Here is a 21,393-nt window from a genome sequence, read left to right as displayed (position 1 = left end):
AACGTCGAATATGAAACATGGAATGATGAAAAGCCTGGCGATTGCTTTGCTCGCCGGCTTTGTGTTCTCCTGCTCGGAGAGTGACGAAAACAATACCGAGCCGCAACCGACCTATACGGTTACGGTGTCTGCCACCGAAGGCGGAACCGCCAGAGCAAACAGAGACACCTGTCCTGCAGGCGAAGAAGTGAGCGTGGCAGCCACAGCGAATGAAGGGTATCTTTTTGCCGGATGGTATGAAAACGAGGAGACGGTTGCGACGGAGGCGGTTTACACGTTCGTCATGCCGGCGAGAAACGTCGCGTTGCAGGCACGCTTCGAGCAGGAAGCGGCAGTACCTACGGCAGCGGAGGCAGTCGATCTGGGGTTAAGCGTGAAATGGGCTTCGTGGAACGTCGGAGCCTCGGCTCCCGAAGAGTTCGGCGGCCGCTACGGATGGGCAGACCCGACCGGCGAGAAGCAGACGACCGAACTCGACGACTATCCGAGCGCGACGCCGCCCGACGACATCTGCGGCACGGAGTACGACATCGCCCGCACCCGGTGGGGCGACGGCTGGCGGCTGCCCTCGCAGACCGAATTTCAGGAGCTGGTCGATAACTGTACGTGGGAATGGACGGAGGTGAACGGCGTGGCGGGATGCCGTGTGACCGCCGCCAACGGCAATTCCATCTTCTTCCCTGCCGCCGCATCGCGCGACGGCGAAACCGTATCGAATCAGGTCGGACAGCGCGGATGCTACTGGAGCGGTACACTCTATCCCGGCGGCAATGCCCGCTACGCCTATTATTTCTATTTCTACGAGAATAACCAACAGCCTGCCCGCAATAACCGCCGTTATATGGGTTATTCGGTACGTCCGGTGAAAGAATGAATCTATACAGATGACGCAAATCATATGGTAAGCCGTTGAAATATCGTTAAAAACGGGAAAACCTGCCATCGCTGCGACTGCGATTGCAGGTTTTTTCGTATTTTTACAGCCGGTAATCAAGCAATTACAGCATGGAATACAAAAAAGATATTATCGCTACCGACCGGTTGGGCATGGTAAGCATAGATTCCGAGGAGGAATACTTGGCGCATCTGCTCTGCTTGGGCGGGACGTGCCGTTACCGTTTCAACGAACGGGATTTCGAACTGCACGCCGGGGATTTGTCGATTATCCGCAAACGGAAAATGATTGATAAGGTACACTCTTCGGAGGACTTCCGATGTAAGATCATTTATGCCGCACCTGAGTTTATCGAATTGTCTACGCCACAAAGCAACTACGGCATGAAAGGGTCGCTGGCGCTGTTCCTCAATCCTGTAATGCACCTCACGCCGGAACAGCAAATCGTCTGCCGCCGGGATTTCGAGCTGCTGGAATCGCGCATCGCCGATACGCAGCACCGCTTTTATCGGGAAACGCTCATCAATGCCATGCAGGCGGCCATTCTCGATTTCTTCGACTTCCATGCCAGCCTGTACGGCCAGAGCGACATCTCTACACAGAACGCCTCCATTATGAACCGTTTCCTGAAAATGCTGGAAGAAGGAACCTACCGTAAGCATCGGGAAGTATCCTACTATGCGGATTGTCTGTGCATCACTCCGAAATACCTGTCGGAAGTGTCGAAAAAGGTCAGCGGATACGGCGCCAACTATTGGATCAACCGTTATACGATACTCGACATTTCGCGTCTGTTACGAAACAAATCGCTCTCGTTCGTGCAGATTTCCGATATGTTCGGGTTCTCATCGCCCGCCTATTTCAGCCGCTATGTACAACAGAATCTGGGCGTAAATCCATCGGATTACCGGGAATAGTTCGTCGCCCGAATCGGTCGGAATCGGTAAAAATCGCAGTTTTTACCGATTTCTTTGTATCGCCTTTTCTCTATCTCCCTGCTATCTTTGCGATGCAACAATTAAAAATCAAAGCGATATGAAATCATTGGTCATTACAGCATTGCTTTTTCTGACCTTATCGGTCGGAGCAAAGGCGCAGGAGAACGCAAAGCCATTTACCCCCGAAGAACAAGTCCTCGTCGATTTGTCGAACAGCAAATGGAACTGGATGGCGGAAAAGAATACCGACAAGCTGGCGGAGCTGTTTCACGAAAACGCGCAGTTCGTCCACATGGGCGGTTATTGGGGCAAGGAGCAAGAACTGAACACGATTCGTTCGGGAGCCATCTGGTACAAGAAAGCCGAGATACACGATGTTGAGGTCAAGTTCGCCGCAGGTACAGCAACGGTTTACAGTCGTATTCATCTGAACTCCGAGGTCAACGGGAATGCCGTCCGTTTCCCCTTCATCGTAACGGAAGTCTATGTCATGGAAAACGGTCGGTGGCAGCTCTCTGTGCTCGCATTTACTCGAACGTTGGGGGAATGACAGACGATCGGGACTTATGCTGAATCCTCGATAATCAAAGTAAATCAAACAGATCAACATCCATATTATATCCCTCTTCTACTGATTTACGAATTGGTCAAATGCTTCGTTCACTTGAAGCATCCATTCGGGAAGTTCTGCCTTTGCATTGACAATAAGTTCTTCGGGCATACACTTGTAGAAAGCGTATGCCATTGGACCGGAAATGGCGCCAAGTGTATCTGCATCGCCACCCAATGCAATAGCAAGTTTAAGACAATCGACATAGTCTTTGCTTTCCAAGAAACAGATTAGTGCAGCCGGAATGGTTTGCTGGCATGTTTCATCAAAGCCATAGTCTGGTTTAATAGTAGCATAAGTCAATCCAGACCAGTTTGGGTAATATTCATCTAAAACATTGTGCCTGATGTAGTCCTTATCTTTTCCTTGCATACCATAGTAAATGGCAAGGGCTGTAGCCACAGCTCCTTTGATGCCCTCTGGATGATCGTGTGTCGGAAGCGCAGTACGAGTGGCAAGTTCAATGCACTCATCCTTACTTTTGGCCATAAAGCCAGCAGCTGATACTCTCATCCCGCTACCATTTCCGTATGAATGATAGGACGGCTGTATTTCTTTTGCTATTAGCCATTTTGCAAAACGACCGCCAAATCCTCTATAAAAGTCTGTACGACATCTTTTCCACAAGTTTTCAGCCATATCCAAGCCTTTCAGCAAAGCTTCTGCACAGGCAAACGTACATACCGTATCATCTGTGTAGGTATTCGATGGCAGCAGGAGATCAACCGCATTATAGTCTTTTGTCCTCCCCATGAACTCATAAGGCATGCCGGCAATATCGCCAATGGCAACACTAAGCAATAAATCTTTCATATTCTCTTGTCTCCTTTTTTAAAATTCCAAGCGGAACCCTTTTTGTTTTAATTCATTATAACTCTCTTCATTGAAACTATACAGATAAGCTTCACGCTTCGGTGTAGGCCAAACGGTTTCATCCAATTGTGTAAGGATATTGAAATGAAGCATCTTCTTTGCGAAATTGCTCCTGTCAAAGTGTACATCCAATATGGCTTCATAAAGGTTTTGAAGTTGCTTCAATGTGAACTTTTCCGGCAATAGTTCAAAACCGATGGGTTCGAAATGAATTCGCTCACGAAGCCTTTTCAACGCTTCACGTAGAATTCTGTCATGATCAAATGCCAACTGTGGAACATCATCAAGAGCAAACCACTCAGCCTTCGACGCATCATCTCCGCCCTTCACATCTTGTATTCTTACAAGTGCGTAATAAGCGACTGTTATGACTCTTTCTCTTGGGTCTCGATTCGGGTCACTGAAAGTATGGAATTGCTCAATGTAAGCACCAGTGAGTCCTGTTTCTTCTTTAAGTTCGCGTAATGCTCCTTCTTCACATGATTCACCCATCTTAATAAAGCCGCCGGGGAATGCCCATTTCCCTTTATACGGGTCAATGCCTCTTTCTACAAGTAGTACCTGTAGTCTTGTGCCATCAAAACCAAAAATCACACAATCGGTTGTCACAGACGGATGTGGATATTTGTAACTATACATTTTATCTTCCATTTCTCTCCTTTGGTAAATTTTACACCACGAAGGTACACACTTTCTTTTAATCGCCAAAAGTTCTTGGTAATATTTACACAAGATAACTCATCTATAATGCTTTTAATACTATTTATGTATATTTCCCAATAAAAGAAGCTGATATGAAAGGCCACTTGATCTTCTTCTTGCTTATACTTCTTTCTTTGTAGAATCTCATACAGTTTGTGTCCCACTAAAAAATAAATCAGCCACTTACCGTTTGTAAATGGCTGATTTCTCAACGTCGGAGTAACGGGATTTGAACCAAAGACCATACATCCTGACACAGTGCTTTGTCAGGATGTCACACAGTGCTTCGTCAGGGAATAAGAAAGCACTGCATGAGAGGGTGACGAAGCACTGCGTCAGCAGCTCACAAAGCACTGCATGACACTCCAACCAACTGCCCGTCAAAACACGATGATTTCTTCGGGAGCTGTAGTCAGTTTCTCCAAGCCATCGGAAGTCACCACCCATGAGTTCTCGATGCCCAGCGGGCCTACTCCCGGCAATACGATTTTCGGCTCAAGGGCAAAGACCATGCCCGGTTCCAGTTCCTGACGGATGCGGGGAGCTATCACAGGGGTTTCGTTGATTTCCAGTCCGATACCATGTCCGATAAACTTCGCCTTCTGCCCTACTCCCATGAAGTAATCGGCAAAACCGGCTTTCTCCACTATTTCAATGGCTTTGTGGTACAGGTCTTCGCAGACGACGCCCGGTTTGGCCATGGACGATACGGCCTCCTGTATCTCCAGACAAGTCTGATGGGCCGCATAAGCCTGTTCGGTCGGTTTGCCGACAGCGTACACACGGCTCATGTCGCACAGGTATCCATAGAAGTTGCCGCCCATGTCCACCATGAAAGTCTGTCCGGGCTGTATCAGGGTGCCGTTGGGCCCACCGGGCAGCGAAGGATCAAGTCCGGCACCTCCCAACGCAAAATCATAAGGAGAAGGGGTAGCAGCGTTGTCACCCGCCAGCAGGCTGCCCATGAATATCTCCATACTCCGACCGAACACACGGAAGATGCCGAGACAACCTTCCAGCCGCATCAGCCGTTCGATTTCAACGGAAAGCTGAAAGTCAGTCATACCGGGTCTGTAGACCGACGGGATCTGCTCGTAGGCCTTGGCATGAGCCACGCCCGAACGACGGAAAAGTTCAATCTCCATCTCGGTCTTTGTGCTGCGTGCCTGACGTATCAGTGAAGAACCGCAAGAAACCACCTCCGTTTCGGGGAAACAGGCTGCCAACCGATTGTATTCACAGAAAGACAGTTCGTCCCCTTCCAACATCAATTTCTGAGGCAACGGCAAGCCACATTCCCGAATCAGGCCAGGCAACTGTTCGGGCTTACGGATAGACATCACATGTTCTCCCTCAATGGTATTGGGACGTTTCACGAACAAACGGGCAAAATCGTTCAACGGCAAGTACAGATAACCGCTGACCACGCATCCGTATGTATAAACCAAGTTGACATTGCAAGTAATAAGGGCAGCATCTATCCCCTGTTGAGCCATCAATATGCGTATTTTATCACGCCTCTGTTTCAATTCTGGAAATAACATTTTCTTGGCTGTTTATGGTTTCTGCTTGCAAAGGTAATAATTTTAGGGAATAAGCATCACGTATCAAGAAAGTAAGTTAACCTTTCAGACGGACAGATATATACCTACGAACAGGTTCCATTTCACTTCCCGGCTAAAAACACTCTGCCCCGTACCTTCACAGGCACGGGGCAGCATAAACCACAAATACAAATACAACTAAACAAAGTTTTCTTCTATCTTATATTATACCTTGCCCCATCATGGCATGTGCCACCTTCATGAAGCCGGCGATATTCGCACCTTTCACGTAGTTGATGTAACCATCCGGTTCTGTTCCGTATTTCACGCACTGTTCGTGGATACCGTGCATGATGGCATGCAGCTTTTCGTCCACTTCGGCTGCGCTCCAACTGAGGTGCATGGCGTTCTGCGACATTTCCAGCCCGCTGGTAGCCACACCCCCTGCATTGACAGCCTTGCCCGGTGCGTACATCATCTTATGTTCGATGAAGAGGTCGATCGCCTCCGGCGTACATCCCATGTTCGAGATTTCGCCTACGCACATCACGTTGTTGGCAATCAAGTGACGGGCATCTTCACCATCCAGTTCGTTTTGGGTAGCGCACGGCAGTGCAATGTCTGCCTTTACTTCCCAAGGACGTTTGCCGGCCACGAATGTGGAACCTGGGAACTGTTCGGCATACGGAGCTACAATATCGTTGCCCGATGCACGGAGTTCCAGCATATAGTCGATCTTCTCACCACTGATACCGGCAGGATCGTAGATGTAACCGTCCGGGCCGGAGATAGTCACCACTTTGGCACCCAACTCTGTAGCTTTGGTAGCAGCGCCCCATGCTACATTTCCGAAACCGGAGATAGCCACCGTCTTTCCCTTGATGTCAATGCCCTTGGTTTGCAACATCTGGTTCACGAAGTACAGACCGCCAAAACCGGTAGCCTCGGGACGTATCAGCGAGCCGCCGAATTCCAATCCCTTACCGGTAAAGGTACCGGTAAACTCACGGGTCAGCTTCTTATACATACCGAACATGTAACCCACTTCACGGCCGCCTACACCGATGTCACCGGCAGGCACATCCATATCGGGACCTACATGACGCCACAACTCCAACATAAAGGCCTGACAGAAACGCATGATTTCAGCGTCGCTCTTGCCGCGCGGAGAGAAGTCCGAACCGCCCTTGCCGCCCCCCATAGGCAACGTTGTCAGGGCGTTCTTGAATGTTTGCTCAAATCCCAGGAACTTCAGAATAGACAGATTGACCGAAGCATGGAAACGGATGCCGCCCTTATAAGGCCCGATAGCATTGTTGAACTGCACGCGATAGCCCAAGTTGGTCTGCACTTCACCTTTGTCGTCCACCCATGTGACACGGAACGTGAAGATGCGGTCGGGTTCCACCAAACGTTCGATAATCTTTGCTTTTTCAAATTCAGGATGCTGATTGTAAATATCTTCAATGGAAAGAAGTACTTCCTTTACGGCCTGAAGATACTCAGATTCGCCGGGATGTTTAGCTTCCAAAGAAGCCATGATACGTTCAATATTCATAATATTACGCTATTTAAAAAAGGTTTTATCAATGGTTCACTCGTTGTCGGCCGGACAAATTGTCAACTAACAACGCTGCAAATATAGGCATTCTTTTCAAGTATCCTAAATTTTAAGGCGAAAAAATCAATGGATAATAATAAATTGTCATTCAAAGAAAACCAAAAGGCCTTTCAGAAAAGAAAATGAAAGCCACACACCTAAATTCTGAAATTATTCTTACCTTTGCATTTATGATTTTATGGAACTTTATTAATCCAATAGACATTTAACCCGTTAATTAAGGCATGAAAACCAAACTCTGCTATCTTTTGACTGTTTTCTGTTGCCTGATATTGGCAAGTTGCAGCACTGATGAGCCAGCATTCACCTTGTCGCAGAATACTTTCAACGACATTCCTCCCGAAGGGAAAAACCTGTCGCTCCAGATTCAGACTTCCAGTGAATGGACAGCCACCAGCCTCAATAAAGATTGGTGCAGCGTAACGCCGGTCACAGGAACCGGTAACGGTACTATCTCAATCGAGGTATCAGGCAATATTTCCAAAGACCGTACCGGAACAATCGTCATCTATTGCAACGGTACCCAAACCAATATCAACATTAACCAAAAAGCATTGCCCGAAGGCAAGGAACTGCTCTATCGGATTCCTGTCATTTTCCATGTATTATATAAGGAGAAAAACAACCCTAAACAGTACATCAGTGCTAACCGCATCAAGACAGTGCTGGCCAACGTAAACCAGTACTATAAAGGCAGGACTGTCGCAACCGGCGGTGAAGCCGGCCAGAACATCAATGTGGAGTTTTATCTGCCCGAAACAGACCAATCAGGCCATCAGCTTGAAGCGCCCGGAATTGAATACGTTGCCTGGAATGAAATGCCCATTGATTGTGAGTCCTTCATGGAAAGCAAGAATTCCAAGATTCTAAACCTGTTATGGGACATGAACAAGTATATCAACATCATGTTATACAACTTTGCAGAAATAGAAGACGGTATTATATTGGGTATCACCAGCCTGCCTTTATCCACCCAAGGCAAAAACTACCTGGAAGGACTACAATCGGTCGAATACACCTACTTGGAAAATTCCAATCTGCCGTATCCACAGTGCGTATCCATCAATACCCTTTATTTCAACCAAGACACCCCGAACAATTCCTACAATTCGGCTGATACCAATGTTACTTTGGCGCATGAGTTAGGGCATTACTTAGGATTACACCATGCTTTCAATGACAAAACAGAAGACCCCAATGCCGATTCCGATTACTGTATGGACACACCTCCCTACAACCGTTCTCTCTACGAACAGAGCGTTATGATACCAACCTACCAGGCCTGGAAAGCCAGCAACCGTGACATGGCAGTCCTGGAACCCGGCTTCCTGCGCACGAATTGTCTCAATCCTGAACAGACCTTTACGTCCTACAACCTGATGGATTATGAGATCAGTTACTCCGACCGCTTTACGCCTAACCAAAAGGAACGCATGCGCCATGTGCTGGAATACAGCCCGCTGATTCCCGGCCCCAAACGGACGGCAAGCACCCGCAGTGCAACTCCGCAAGGTGTATTAGACATACCTGTTATATATGAAATATGCTACATACATTGATGCAGACAACAAAAAAACCGATTTTTTGCCTGACTAATTTTGGAAAGACATGCTCAGCAAACTGAAACTCAATCTGCTCTATCTGAAAGATACGCAGTTCGCCAATCTGATGACCCGCCGTATCTTCAACGTACTCCTGATAGCCAACCCCTATGATGCCTTTATGCTCGAAGATGACGGCCGCATTGACGAAAAAATATTCAACGAATACACTTCGCTGTCGCTGCGCTATCCGCCGCGCTTCATGCAGGTGAGTACCTGCGACGAGGCATTGGCCCAGTTGGAAAACATGACCTATGACCTCATCATCTGTATGCCGGGCACGGGCGACAACGAAGGATTCGACGTGGCACGTACCATTAAGGCCGCCTGGCCAAGCATCCCGATGGTCATCCTGACCCCCTTCAGTCACGGTATCACCAAGCGCATCGCCAACGAAGACCTCAGCACCTTTGAATACGTATTCTGCTGGCTGGGCAATACCGACCTGCTCGTGTCTATCATCAAACTGATTGAAGACAAGATGAACCTCGACCACGACGTCAAGGAGGTAGGCGTACAAGCCATCTTATTGGTAGAAGACAGCATCCGGTTCTATTCTTCCCTGCTTCCCAACCTCTACAAGTTTGTGCTGAAGCAAAGCCAGGAATTCAGTACCGAAGCATTGAACGCCCACCAACGCACCCTGCGTATGCGCGGACGTCCCAAAATCGTATTGGCCCGAAATTACGAAGAAGCCATCTCCATCTATAACAAATATAAGAATAACATACTCGGCGTGGTGACCGATGTTCGCTTTCCGCGCACAGAACGTGGCGAAAAAGACGGCATGGCCGGCATACGCCTCTGCGCTGCCATACGCGAACAGGACCCGTTCGTGCCGCTCATCATCCAGTCGTCCGAAACGGAAAACATGACCTACGCCTCCAAGTACGGCGCTGCCTTCATCGACAAGAATTCCAAGAAAATGGACGTTGATCTGCGCCGCATTGTGTCGGACAACTTCGGCTTTGGTGACTTCATCTTCCGCAACCCCGACACGATGGAAGAGATTGCCCGCGTAAAGAACCTGAAGGAATTGCAAAACATCCTGTTCGCCGTTCCCTCGGAATCATTTTTCTACCACATCAGCCGAAACCATATCAGCCGCTGGCTCTACTCGCGTGCCATGTTCCCTATTGCCGAGTTCCTGAAACCCATCACTTGGAATACTTTGCAAGACGTGGATGCCCACCGCCAGATTATCTTCGAAGCCATTGTCAAATACCGCAAAATGAAGAACCAAGGCGTCGTAGCCGTCTTCAAGCGCGACCGCTTCGACCGCTACTCCAACTTTGCCCGTATCGGCGAAGGTTCGCTGGGAGGCAAGGGTCGTGGTCTGGCTTTCATCGACAACCTGGTGAAACGACATCCTGAGTTCGAAGAGTTCGACAACGCCCGTGTGGCCATACCCAAAACTATCGTACTTTGTACCGACGTGTTCGACGAATTCATGGAGACCAACGACCTCTACCAGGTAGCTCTTTCGGACACGGACGACCGTACCATCCTGCGTTATTTCCTCAAGGCCAAGCTACCTGACCGCCTTGTCGAGGACTTCTTCACCTTCTTCGACGTGGTGAAGTCGCCCATCGCCATCCGTTCGTCGTCGTTGCTCGAGGATTCCCATTACCAGCCCTTTGCCGGCATCTACAATACGTACATGATTCCCTACTTAGACGATAAGTACGAGATGCTCCGCATGCTGAGCGATGCCATCAAGGGCGTCTATGCCTCAGTCTACTTCCGCGACTCCAAGGCCTACATGCAGGCCACGAGCAACGTCATCGACCAGGAAAAGATGGCCGTCATCCTACAAGAAGTGGTAGGTAATCAGTACGGTCCCCGCTTCTACCCCAGCATGTCCGGCGTGGCACGATCGCTCAACTATTACCCCCTGGGTGACGAAAAAGCCGAAGAAGGTATCGTCAACTTAGCTCTCGGATTAGGCAAGTATATCGTAGACGGCGGCCTAACGCTCCGCTTCTCGCCCTATCATCCCACCAAGGTGTTGCAAACCAGCGAAATGGAGATAGCTCTCCGTGAGACGCAGACCCGCTTCTATGCCCTCGACCTGAGCAACTGCGGTCACGACTTCTCCATTGACGACGGTTTCAACCTGCTGAAGCTCCACGTCAAGGAAGCTGAAAAGGACGGATCCCTTAACTACATCGCCTCGACCTACGATCCCTACGACCAGATTATCCGCGACGGTCTGTATCCGAGCGGACGCAAGGTCATCACTTTTGCCAACATCCTACAGCACGACGTCTTCCCCTTACCGCGCCTGCTGCAACTGGCCCTGAAGTATGGCCAAGAAGAGATGCGAAGACCAGTAGAAATCGAATTCGCCGCCACCCTGAGTCGCGAGAAAGACAAGACGGGCACTTTCTACCTGTTGCAGATACGCCCCATCGTGGACAATAACGCTGTGCTCGACGAAGACCTCACCGCCATCCCCGACGACCGCCTGCTGCTCCGATCCAACAACTCGCTGGGGCATGGTATTATGAACGACCTCTATGACATCGTCTATGTAAAGACCGACCACTACAGTGCTTCGAACAACCAGAAGATAGCCTGGGAAATCGAAAAGCTTAACCAGCAGTTCCTAGACGAGGGGCGCAACTACGTATTGGTAGGTCCCGGCCGCTGGGGCAGTAGTGACACGTGGCTGGGCATCCCCGTGAAGTGGCCCCACATCAGTGCAGCACGTGTCATCGTGGAAGCCGGCCTGACCAACTACCGCGTAGACCCCAGTCAGGGCACCCATTTCTTCCAGAACCTGACGTCGTTCGGCGTGGGCTATTTCACCATCAACGCCTACATGAACGACGGCATATACAACCAGGATTTCCTCAATGCTCAGACCGCTCTGCACGAGACGGAATTCCTACGTCACGTCCGCTTCGAGCGGCCTATGACCGTCAAAATGGACGGCAAGAAGAAACAGGGTGTCGTGCTGATGCCGGAAGAGTAAATCGACCACACTTCTACCCACTCCGTACCTGCTCCCTATCCGAAACCCGTCGGTAAAATCCGATCAGAAAAAGATACGGAAGCAGGTACGAAAGTGGTAGGGTTCAATAATGTTTCAACGATACTAAAACAAAATTCGTATATCAAAAACATGAATGCAATGAAGTATTCTTTGGCTTCACCCACTCAACTTAAAACGAACATAAATCCATAAACCTTATGTGTCCCAACTCTCCCCAAGCCAGGGTCCTCGCCGCACGCCCCAAAACACTGACGGCCGCTCTCATCCCCGTGATGTTGGGCAGTGCGCTCGCCTTTGCTGACCAACAGTTTCAGACGAAGGAAGCGATACTGTGCCTACTGTTCGCCTTCCTGATGCAGGTGGCAGCCAATTTTATCAACGACTTATTCGACTTTCGGAAAGGCAGCGACCGCAGTGATCGCCTCGGCCCCCGACGGGCATGTACCGAAGGATGGATCACCCCACATGCCATGACTATAGGAATCTGTATCGTGCTGACACTAGCTTGCGTATGCGGACTGGGCGTATTGTACTTCACATGGGGAAACCTGCCGCACGGCGGATGGGGACTGATACTGCTGGGCGTACTATGCCTGCTGTTCGCTTTCCTCTATACTACGGTGCTCTCCTATAAGGGATGGGGCGACGTGCTGGTACTGGTGTTCTTCGGCTTCGTGCCCGTATGCGGAACCTACTATGTGCAGACGGGACAGGTGAACTGGGACGTATGCCTGCTGTCGCTCGTATCGGGACTGGTCATCGACACGTTGCTAATGGTGAATAACTACCGTGACCGCGAACAAGACCGAATCAGCGGAAAACAGACATTGGTCGTAAGATACGGAGAACGGTTCGGAGCAGGCATGTATTTAGGATTGGGATTAGCAGCTGTCGGCATCTGTGTCGGATTAGTCATCACCGGACGACTCACATGGCTGGAATTTGTCTGGGCACCATGCGTTTACTTCTACCTGCACACCCTGACGTGGCGTAAGATGATACAAATCAAGAAAGGCAAAGAACTGAACCGTATATTGGGCGAGACATCACGCAACATGCTGCTCATAGGGCTGCTGCTCGCAACGGCATTGGCCTCCTGACTATTCAGTCCAATCCCCCGCACCAAAATGTTAATGGAACTCGCAAAAACAATAAAACATGTTATAAAACACGCGTTTTTTCTTGCATTGTTTGCGGATTTTCAGAATGTCCGTATATTTGTGACGTGTTTTTCATAGTATTAGATTTAAGGTTAACAAAGGTGAGGGCTCAGCGGAGCCCTTTTTTCATGCCCATAAGCAGACCCATCCTAATCGCAAAAAATATTATCCAGCCAATTCCACAACTTCCAAATCCTTGAAAACACCGTTCTCGATGACAAAACGCATCAATGTACGCACTTTATGGAAACCATACTTGCCCGCCGCACCGGGATTGATGTGGAGCAGGTCGAGCGTCTTGTCATACTTCACTTTCAGGATATGTGAATGTCCGCTGACAAACAGCTTGGGAGGACGCGTCAGGATGCTACCGGCAATCGAAGGATCGTACTTACCGGGATAGCCGCCAATGTGTTTCATCAGCACTTCGGCTCCTTCTACCTGGAAACGGAGGGTCTGCGGATAAATCCGACGGATGTCCTGCCCGTCAATGTTACCATACACCGCCCGAAAGGGACGGAAAGCAGCCAAACGCTCGGCCACTTCGAGCGACCCGATATCGCCCGCATGCCAGATTTCATCGCACGGTTCGAAATATTGCAGGTATTTCTCGTCCCAATAACCGTGTGTGTCGGATAACAAACCTATTTTTATCATCTTTCCATTTGTTTTTATCTGCAAAGTAAGTACATTTGTAATACATTCGCAAAAGAAGAAAACGCTATTCGACACCGAACCGGCATTTCTTCTGCGCCTAAATCTACAAATTATGGAATACCAATTCTTCAAAAGAGACATCAGCTGGCTGTCCTTCAACTACCGCGTGCTGCTCGAGGCGGACGACGACTCTCTGCCGTTGTACGAACGTATCAACTTTATCTCCATCTATTCGTCGAACCTTGAAGAATTCTACAAAATACGTGTAGCCGACCACAAGGCCATCGCTACCGGCAAGAAAACCGAAGACGACGAAAGCGTACAGTCCGCCATCGAACTGGTGGATGAAATTAACCGAGAAGTGAATCGGCAACTGGAAGACCGTATCCGCATCTACGAAACCAAGATAATACCTGCCCTGCGCAAGCATCACATCATCTTCTACCAAAGCCGACAAGTAGAAGACTTCCATCAGGAATTTGTCAACAGCTTCTTCCGCGAAGAGATTTTCCCCTATCTGGCTCCCGTACCGGTGACCAAAGATCGAGTCATCTCCTTCCTGCGGGACAACCGCCTCTATCTGGCGGTACGCCTTTACCGAAAGGACGTATCGGATGTAAAGCCGGAATACTTCGTGATGAAGTTGCCCTACAGCAAAGTGCCCCGCTTCATCGAATTGCCGAAAAAGGGGAAAGACTACTACCTGATGTTCATCGAAGACATCATCAAAGCCAATCTGCCGGCTATCTTCCCAGGCTATCGGGTGGACAGCAGCTACTGCATTAAGATTTCGCGCGATGCCGATATTCTGATAGACGATGCCACCAATAGCAACGAAATCATTGAACAACTGAAGACGAAAGTCAAAAAACGGAAGACAGGCGCCGTATGCCGCTTCGTCTACGACCGTGCCATGCCAGCCGATTTCTTAGATTTTCTGGTAGACGCTTACCAAATAGACCGTAACGAACTGGTGCCGGGCGACAAACACCTCAATCTGGAAGACCTCCGCCACCTGCCCAGCCCAAACCCGAACCTAAACTTGAAGCCTGCCCAGAAGCCGCAACCCATGAAGCTGAACTGCCTGAACGAACGGGAATCGGTGTTCGACTACGTCGCACAGCGAGACTTACTACTGCACTACCCTTACCATTCGTTCGAACATTTCATCCATTTCCTCTACGAAGCCGTCCACGAACCGATGGTAAAGGAGATTATGGTGACACAATACCGTGTAGCCGAAAATTCAGCCGTTATCAATACCCTGATTGCAGCGGCGCAAAACGGAAAGAAAGTGACCGTTTTCGTAGAACTAAAAGCACGCTTTGACGAAGAAAATAATCTGGCTACAGCAGCCATGATGGAGAAAGCCGGTATCCGTATCATCTACAGCATACCCAAACTAAAGGTACATGCCAAAGTAGCACTTATACTGCGCAAAGACTTGGCAGGCCATAAACTCACCAGTTATGCCTACATCAGTACCGGAAACTTCAACGAAAAGACCGCCACGCTCTATGCCGACTGCGGGCTTTTCACCAGTAATGCAGTCATCGTAAACGACTTGTACAATCTTTTCCGCACCCTGCAAGGCAAGGGGAAGGTGCCATTCTTCCATCGTCTGCTCGTGGCAGGATTCAATCTCATCCCCGAACTGAACCGATTGATCGACCGGGAAATAGTCCTGTCCAAGACCGGAAAGGGAGGCCGCATTATCCTGAAGATGAATGCCCTGCAAGATCCGGCCATGATAATCCGCCTGTACGAGGCATCGGAAGCCGGCGTAGAGATAGACCTCATCGTGAGAGGCATCTGTTGTCTCATTCCCGGACAAGCATACAGCCGTCACATCCGCGTGACCCGTATTGTGGATACATTCCTGGAACATGCACGCGTCTGGTACTTCGGTAACGGCGGAAAGCCACAGCTCTTCCTCGGTTCGCCCGACTGGATGCGCCGTAACCTATACCGCCGGATTGAAGCGATGGTTCCTGTCCTTGACCCTTCTCTCCGGCAGGAACTGACAGACATGCTGGAAATACAGCTGGCAGACAAACGCAAAGCCTGTTTCGTGGACGTCCAACAACACAACTGCTGGAAATCCACGCATCCGCAGAAAGAGAAAATCCGTTCGCAATACACCTTCTACGAGTATCTGAAACAGAAAAACAGCAACTCTACAGCAAAATTAAATAACAAAGGATGAATACAGATAAAGAAAAGGCCGCCCCGCAGGAGCGACCTTTTCTATTATATAGGTTCTAAATCAATTAATAACCATAGTTCTGATATGCTTTCTTACCCGCATCATCAAGAACATTATTATTTTCATCTGTAAACAAGTCGAGAGTAGACTGTTTAAACGGTTTCAATGTATGATATGGCTGAACAAAACCCAATCCCTTGCGGTCAGACAAAGAGCCATCGCTTACTTCATTATCGGCTACAGGCCAGTAATCTGGACCTTGAGTCAAGGTAGAAGCTTCTTTATTGTGATACAATATACGAACATACTGCCATGCAGAATGATGCAACCAATCATAATAAATCATTTCCATATTAAATTCACGTGCAATTTCATTCAAAATGAAGTTCTGGAAACGATCCGCTTCACTCAACGTTCCACCAAGAATACTCTGACCGGGATACATTTCACGTACAGAGGCTTCTGAGCTTCCATCCCAAGAAGAAGCATTAATATCCATCTTAGACGAATTGTCTTGAGTTACGGAATAAGGATATTGATGTTCTGAAGGTTCAAGATTTTCACTTCCCGGATACAGACGGGCAATCACTTCGGCACGATTCTCACCCGGACGATAGGCAGCACGTTCACGAACTTTATTAATATCCTGGATAGCACGCGTATAATCACCTTTCAATCCATAAGCATTTGCACGAATCAAATAAGTTTCTGCAATACGGAAGATAGGTACATCACGACCTGAATAATAATTGTCAGCACCCGGACGGTCCGGGTCGTCATACTTACGTGTTGCAGGCTGCGGCTCTTTAGACATATTATTCAAGCCTCCATGATTCGTATGATCCAAATAGGGTTCATTAGCATTCCTCTGGTTACGAACAGCACGATAATAATATTTTCCATCTTTCTTCACCCAACGGGCAAACAGGAAGTAAGGTTGAGCCTCTGCTTCATCCAAATCAATTGCGGTAGCCTTTGTATTTTCCAAATAAGCATAAGCCAAATCACCGGAACCCATCTTATGTTCACCTGCTACAGCCTGACGACCTCCCCAAGACTGACGATCATAAGTCGGTAAAATATGCTCATTAAAATAAGAAGCCTGTTCTTCAGTCCATACATAAGTTCCATTATTTGGATCATCATTGTATGCATAATACGGCAAGTTGGGCACATAACCACTCGCACCACCATCACCACGACGCGCAGTTTGCATTTCTATCCAAAATGATTTTTCAAAACGAGAATCAATGGTCTTGTCTGCAAACACATCGAAGCCAAAATCATTGGTAGAAGCGATGTTAGTACGTCCACGGTAAGGATAGTCACAGCAAGTTTCAGGAATACCCCATAATCCAACCATGTAAGATGGCGACAAGAAATACATCATACGATTACCGTAACGTCCGTTGTTGCCATCTGTTGCCGGATAACCATAGACACAAGAGAAAACAATTTCCGGGCTGGACTCGTCAGAGAAGTCTCCTCCCTTACGAACAAACAATGTCCCATAATCTGTAGCCAAGCTATAATGACCATCCTGATCAATTACATAATTACTATAATAGATGCAAGAATCAAGGTCGGCAGAGCCTGTACCTTTATACAACATTCCTAAATAAGATTTAGGATTTGTATTATCAATCGTTCCGTCGGAATTACGACCGTATTCAGCAGTGCCATAGTCCTTACCCATATAACGATACAAATATAACTTAGCCAGGAAATGGGCCGCGGCACCTTTAGTAGCTCGTCCAAATTCACCGGATGCCATACTTGAAGCAGTCGGAAGATTATCAAAGCCATAACGAAGGTCAGAGATTATCTGACGATAAATAGACTCAGATGATTCACGTTTGAAGGCATAATTGCCGGGCATTCCTGCTGTATAACTTCTTGGGAAGTAAACATCGCCCAAGAATGTATTCAGAATATAAATACAATAGGCCCTGTTAAACAATGCTTCGGCTTTTGCGCGAGCAGATTCTGCAGAACCGGCTGCATATTTACCTTGACCTTTACCTTCGTCAATAGTCTGGATAGCACGGTTACAGTTGTTTATTGTAGGATAATAACCCAGCATCTGGTTACTCGTGTATTCAGCACAAAGTCCATCCATGTTATTAGCCGGAGCTCCAGTGGAATTCCAGACAGAGGCAGAATAGTTAGAGGTTGTCGCCCCTGATGCACTCATATTATCAACACCAAGAAAGTATGTACGAGGTCCCTGTTCATATTGTTTTGATTGGCGGAACGCATCATAAGTAGCAGTTATCAATTCTCCCATACCCTTCTCTGTATTGAAATAATCCTGAGTAATGGTAGCTACCATTTCTTCTTCCAGGAAACTATCAGAGCAAGATACCAATGACAGTGCTGCTACAGAAAATATAATATATCTCTTAAGTTTCATAATTGTTAAATTAAAAGTGATTAAAATCCAAGACGAACACCGATTACATAACTACGTGTCAACATAGTATTGTTGGTCTGACCACCTGTAGTTTCACCTTGACTATTAAATTCAGTCCATCCTGTTGTATCATCCGGGTTAATACCTGCCTTAACCAGTTCTCCACCCCAGATAAATGGATTCAAACACTGTGCATATATCTGACACTTGTTGACACCTGCCTTGCTCACCCATTTCTTCGGCAAATTATAAGAAAGTGAGACATTACGCAAAGCCACCATATTACCCTTCGTGTAACTCATATATTTACTATAATCTGTTACACCGGTATATGTACCTCCACTATACTGAATCGGATACTTACCTCCCGGGTTATCCTCACTCCAAAGATCTTTTTCAACACGACGCCCCATAGTCTGTGTCAAACCATAATACAAACCGCCAAAACGTCCATAGAAAAATGCGCTCAATTCCCAGTCTTTATAAGTAAATGTAGTCGTGAAACCTGCCGAACATTTCGGAGACCAGTGTCCTAAATGTTTCTTATCATCATCATTGATCGTACCAAAACCGTTATCTGCATAAGTAACGACTTCTTGATGTACCCCACCGGCAGCATCAGTCCATTCAATATTTGCAGTTTTAGCACCTTCCGTACCGGCGGGAACCTCCACCAACGGCTGATCTTCAATCATGGCCATACCCGGCTTCATGACGATACCATTCGCGTTATAGAGAGCCAACATCCTTAAATCTTTGTCGGTATTCTGCCACAAACGATCATATTTATAATTCCAAACATCATCAATTGGACGACCGATGAACCAACCATTCGCAGTATCGTCAACTTTACCATTTGCCAATTCTACAATCCATCCTTTATTCGTAGAGAATGAGAAGTCTGTCTTCCAAGTAAAATCATTGGTTTTTACGTTGATAGTCGATAATGTAAGTTCGAAACCACGATTAGCAGTCATACCGACGTTTGTACGGATTGAAGTATAACCCAAGATTCCCGGAATAGCTTTAGACAAAATCAAATCCTTTGTACGGGCTTCATAGTATTCCACACTACCGTTAATACGGTTATTCAAGAAACTGAAGTCGATACCTACGTTGGTTGATCCGGTCTTTTCCCAACCCAATCCTAAGTTCGGCAGTACGTTTGCTTTTGCACCATTCGATATTACACTTGAATTTCCAACACCAAAGAATTTACCGGCGCCGGAAGCCGTCATTGCACCTGATGTCTGGTATGGGCTTACTGAAGCATTACCGGTAACACCATAACCTACACGAAGTTTCAATTGGTCAATCCATGATATATCCTTCATGAATGATTCTTCGTTAATTTTCCATGCCAAAGCTGCAGAAGGGAAGAAATCCCACTTATTACCTACAGCCAATACAGAAGCTCCATCCCAACGACCTGTAACAGTCAACAAGTAACGGTCTTTGAAGTTATAATTCAAACGTCCCATGTAGGAAGCACGAGTCTGTTTAGAATAATCAGAACCAATACCATTACGGGTAGTGTCAGAGTTATTCAGACTATACCAAAGAGCTGTCGGGAAAGTACAGCTGTAAGCACGATACTGCAACCCTTCAGCACGATACATTTCAGCAGACTGCATCAAAGTTACCCCAATGGTATGAGCTTCCTTGAATGTTTTATTGTAGAAAATCATATTTTCCAATGTCCAGGAAATATTCGTATCTTGATCATTAAAAGCTACATTAGGAGCGTATGCAGTATTTTCCAACGGGTTAGAGAATTCTTCACCATAATAACTACCGTAACGTGAATTACGAGTTTGTGCACCCAGGTTGGTACGCCATTTCAGACCATCCAGAGGAACCCATATCTTACCCAAATCCAAATCTAAATGAGAGCTCAGCAACATAGTTGTCACACGAGTTTCGTTGATAGCCTTATCAATATCCCATGCCGGGTTGTGTTCCAGACCATTGTTGGAACCAACACCCTGAATAGGATTTCCATTTTCATCAAAAGCAGGATAAATTGGTAATAATGTAAGGGCATAACTATAAGAGTCTTTAGCACCTGTATTACTCGATGAGCTATTATTGATAATACCATAGTTTTGGATAGAGTGACTTGCCTTAACATCAAGGCCTACAGTTATCCATGGCATAGGAGTGACTTCACCACTGATGTTGGCTGAATAACGTTTATAATCCTGGTCCTTTACGGCAGCCTCCTGACCCAAGTAAGCTAAAGACATATAAATATTGGAAGTTTCCGTTCCTGAAGAAAGAGAAATCTGGTGATTCTGCGTGATACCTGTACGAGTCACCAACTTAGTCCAGTCTGTAGTCTGAAAAGCATTAGGGTTATAAACCGGCACCTGGGCAGCATAACCTTTAGCAATTTCTTCCGGTGTTGCATTACGCAATACGTAATTGCCGTTGGCATCTTGTTGCCATGCACGATCAAAGTTGACTTTTGCTTCAGGTGTATTACCCAAGTCAAAGATATTGGCAATCTGATCTGGATCAGGAGCCGTTCCATACTTGCCCGGATAGTTGTCAGAATTGATTAATTTCTGCATCTGCCAGTCAACATATTCACCTGAATTCATCCAGTCTGTCATGGAGTTCATTCTCGAAAAAGTCACATTACCGCTATAATTAATTGAGGCTTTTCCTTTAGTTCCTTTTTTAGTAGTAATCAGAACGACACCGTTTGCACCACGAGAACCATAGATTGCCGTTGCAGACGCGTCTTTCAAGATTTCCATTGACTCGATATCGTTCGGGTTAAGGTCTGCCATCGAACCGGCAGTCAACGGAATACCATCGACTACATAAAGAGGGTCATTGGAGTTGTCGATTGAACGAGTACCACGAATACGTACATCACCCAACTGCCCCGGTCGGCTATTTGTAGAGATTTCAACACCGGCAGCCTTACCCTGCATCGCTTGCAAGGCATTTTGTACCGGACGTTCTTCGATAGCAGCAGAAGTTACACGAGTCAAGGCACCGGTAACGTCGCTTTTCTTCATGGTACCATAACCAACAACGACAACTTCGTCCAACATCTCAGCATCTTCAACCAATATAACATTAATTGAACTTAGGCCTTTAACTGGAATAGATTGTGTTTTGTAACCTACAAAACTAATTTCTAAAACAGCATCTTCAGCCACAT

The 21,393-nt window shown here is 47.3% G+C and carries 14 protein-coding genes; 7 read left to right on the top strand and 7 right to left on the bottom strand.

Annotated elements, in window-relative coordinates; genetic code table 11:
• Nucleotides 1-10: 10 nt before the first annotated feature.
• From Q0Z70_RS08975 to Q0Z70_RS08965, 3 genes are all read left to right on the top strand, one after another.
• Nucleotides 11-874: an InlB B-repeat-containing protein gene (locus Q0Z70_RS08975; protein WP_298073760.1), complete on the top strand. Its 864-nt coding sequence runs from the start codon at nucleotides 11-13 to the stop codon at nucleotides 872-874.
• A gap of 131 nt (nucleotides 875-1,005) precedes the next feature.
• On the top strand, nucleotides 1,006-1,812 hold the full coding sequence (locus Q0Z70_RS08970) for a helix-turn-helix domain-containing protein (RefSeq protein WP_298073758.1): 807 nt from the start codon (nucleotides 1,006-1,008) through the stop codon (nucleotides 1,810-1,812).
• Nucleotides 1,813-1,930: 118 nt separating this feature from the next.
• Nucleotides 1,931-2,383 carry a nuclear transport factor 2 family protein gene (locus Q0Z70_RS08965; RefSeq protein WP_298073756.1) on the top strand — a complete coding sequence of 151 codons (453 nt, stop codon included), beginning with the start codon at nucleotides 1,931-1,933 and terminating at the stop codon, nucleotides 2,381-2,383.
• 78 nt (nucleotides 2,384-2,461) lie between these two features.
• Here Q0Z70_RS08965 and Q0Z70_RS08960 read toward each other — a convergent pair whose 3' ends face one another.
• The 4 genes from Q0Z70_RS08960 to gdhA all read right to left on the bottom strand — a co-directional run bounded on the left by Q0Z70_RS08960 (nucleotide 2,462) and on the right by gdhA (nucleotide 7,120).
• On the bottom strand, nucleotides 2,462-3,256 hold the full coding sequence (locus Q0Z70_RS08960) for an ADP-ribosylglycohydrolase family protein (protein WP_298073754.1): 795 nt from the start codon (nucleotides 3,254-3,256) through the stop codon (nucleotides 2,462-2,464).
• An 18-nt stretch (nucleotides 3,257-3,274) separates the two neighbouring features.
• Nucleotides 3,275-3,967: an NUDIX domain-containing protein gene (locus Q0Z70_RS08955; protein WP_298073752.1), complete on the bottom strand. Its 693-nt coding sequence runs from the start codon at nucleotides 3,965-3,967 to the stop codon at nucleotides 3,275-3,277.
• 431 nt (nucleotides 3,968-4,398) lie between these two features.
• Entirely contained in the window at nucleotides 4,399-5,562 is a 1,164-nt protein-coding gene (locus Q0Z70_RS08950) for a Xaa-Pro peptidase family protein (RefSeq protein WP_298073751.1), read from the bottom strand.
• Between the two features lie 220 nt (nucleotides 5,563-5,782).
• A complete protein-coding gene (gdhA, locus tag Q0Z70_RS08945; protein WP_298073747.1) occupies nucleotides 5,783-7,120 on the bottom strand; it encodes an NADP-specific glutamate dehydrogenase in 1,338 nt (445 codons plus the stop codon).
• 287 nt (nucleotides 7,121-7,407) lie between these two features.
• On the opposite strand from gdhA, the gene Q0Z70_RS08940 reads away from it, so the two are divergent.
• The 3 genes from Q0Z70_RS08940 to menA all read left to right on the top strand — a co-directional run bounded on the left by Q0Z70_RS08940 (nucleotide 7,408) and on the right by menA (nucleotide 12,882).
• A complete protein-coding gene (locus Q0Z70_RS08940) occupies nucleotides 7,408-8,742 on the top strand; it encodes a zinc-dependent metalloproteinase lipoprotein (RefSeq protein WP_298073745.1) in 1,335 nt (444 codons plus the stop codon).
• Between the two features lie 49 nt (nucleotides 8,743-8,791).
• Nucleotides 8,792-11,761, top strand: coding sequence for a PEP/pyruvate-binding domain-containing protein (locus Q0Z70_RS08935; RefSeq protein WP_298073743.1), 2,970 nt, complete (start codon nucleotides 8,792-8,794; stop codon nucleotides 11,759-11,761).
• A 218-nt stretch (nucleotides 11,762-11,979) separates the two neighbouring features.
• The gene (menA, locus tag Q0Z70_RS08930) at nucleotides 11,980-12,882 is read left to right on the top strand and encodes a 1,4-dihydroxy-2-naphthoate octaprenyltransferase (RefSeq protein ID WP_298073742.1); all 903 of its coding nucleotides are present in this window, start codon (nucleotides 11,980-11,982) and stop codon (nucleotides 12,880-12,882) included.
• A 225-nt stretch (nucleotides 12,883-13,107) separates the two neighbouring features.
• Here the strand turns inward: menA and Q0Z70_RS08925 are convergent, their stop codons facing one another.
• Nucleotides 13,108-13,599 carry a metallophosphoesterase family protein gene (locus tag Q0Z70_RS08925; RefSeq protein WP_298073741.1) on the bottom strand — a complete coding sequence of 164 codons (492 nt, stop codon included), beginning with the start codon at nucleotides 13,597-13,599 and terminating at the stop codon, nucleotides 13,108-13,110.
• Between the two features lie 112 nt (nucleotides 13,600-13,711).
• Between Q0Z70_RS08925 and Q0Z70_RS08920 the strand changes: the two genes are divergently transcribed.
• Nucleotides 13,712-15,805, top strand: a complete 2,094-nt coding sequence (locus tag Q0Z70_RS08920) for an RNA degradosome polyphosphate kinase (RefSeq protein ID WP_298073740.1) — start codon at nucleotides 13,712-13,714, stop codon at nucleotides 15,803-15,805.
• A gap of 64 nt (nucleotides 15,806-15,869) precedes the next feature.
• On the opposite strand, the gene Q0Z70_RS08915 is transcribed toward Q0Z70_RS08920, so the two are convergent.
• On the bottom strand, nucleotides 15,870-18,218 hold the full coding sequence (locus Q0Z70_RS08915; RefSeq protein WP_298073739.1) for a RagB/SusD family nutrient uptake outer membrane protein: 2,349 nt from the start codon (nucleotides 18,216-18,218) through the stop codon (nucleotides 15,870-15,872).
• 20 nt (nucleotides 18,219-18,238) lie between these two features.
• The coding region (locus Q0Z70_RS08910; protein WP_298073738.1) for a TonB-dependent receptor at nucleotides 18,239-21,393 on the bottom strand (3,155 nt) is incomplete at its 5' end.

Source organism: uncultured Bacteroides sp., assembly GCF_947632445.1.
Taxonomy (GTDB): domain Bacteria; phylum Bacteroidota; class Bacteroidia; order Bacteroidales; family Bacteroidaceae; genus Bacteroides.
The sequence above is the reverse complement of the archived record's forward strand: the minus strand, read 5'-3'. Positions and strand labels throughout refer to the sequence as shown.

What these genes read in the sequence shown, in the direction of transcription:
- Q0Z70_RS08975 (WP_298073760.1), top strand. Translation starts at nt 11, where the DNA reads ATGAAACATGGAATGATGAAAAGCCTGGCGATTGCTTTGCTCGCCGGC.
- Q0Z70_RS08970 (WP_298073758.1), top strand. Translation starts at nt 1,006, where the DNA reads ATGGAATACAAAAAAGATATTATCGCTACCGACCGGTTGGGCATGGTA.
- Q0Z70_RS08965 (WP_298073756.1), top strand. Translation starts at nt 1,931, where the DNA reads ATGAAATCATTGGTCATTACAGCATTGCTTTTTCTGACCTTATCGGTC.
- Q0Z70_RS08960 (WP_298073754.1), bottom strand. Translation starts at nt 3,256, where the DNA reads ATGAAAGATTTATTGCTTAGTGTTGCCATTGGCGATATTGCCGGCATG.
- Q0Z70_RS08955 (WP_298073752.1), bottom strand. Translation starts at nt 3,967, where the DNA reads ATGGAAGATAAAATGTATAGTTACAAATATCCACATCCGTCTGTGACA.
- Q0Z70_RS08950 (WP_298073751.1), bottom strand. Translation starts at nt 5,562, where the DNA reads ATGTTATTTCCAGAATTGAAACAGAGGCGTGATAAAATACGCATATTG.
- gdhA (WP_298073747.1), bottom strand. Translation starts at nt 7,120, where the DNA reads ATGAATATTGAACGTATCATGGCTTCTTTGGAAGCTAAACATCCCGGC.
- Q0Z70_RS08940 (WP_298073745.1), top strand. Translation starts at nt 7,408, where the DNA reads ATGAAAACCAAACTCTGCTATCTTTTGACTGTTTTCTGTTGCCTGATA.
- Q0Z70_RS08935 (WP_298073743.1), top strand. Translation starts at nt 8,792, where the DNA reads ATGCTCAGCAAACTGAAACTCAATCTGCTCTATCTGAAAGATACGCAG.
- menA (WP_298073742.1), top strand. Translation starts at nt 11,980, where the DNA reads ATGTGTCCCAACTCTCCCCAAGCCAGGGTCCTCGCCGCACGCCCCAAA.
- Q0Z70_RS08925 (WP_298073741.1), bottom strand. Translation starts at nt 13,599, where the DNA reads ATGATAAAAATAGGTTTGTTATCCGACACACACGGTTATTGGGACGAG.
- Q0Z70_RS08920 (WP_298073740.1), top strand. Translation starts at nt 13,712, where the DNA reads ATGGAATACCAATTCTTCAAAAGAGACATCAGCTGGCTGTCCTTCAAC.
- Q0Z70_RS08915 (WP_298073739.1), bottom strand. Translation starts at nt 18,218, where the DNA reads ATGAAACTTAAGAGATATATTATATTTTCTGTAGCAGCACTGTCATTG.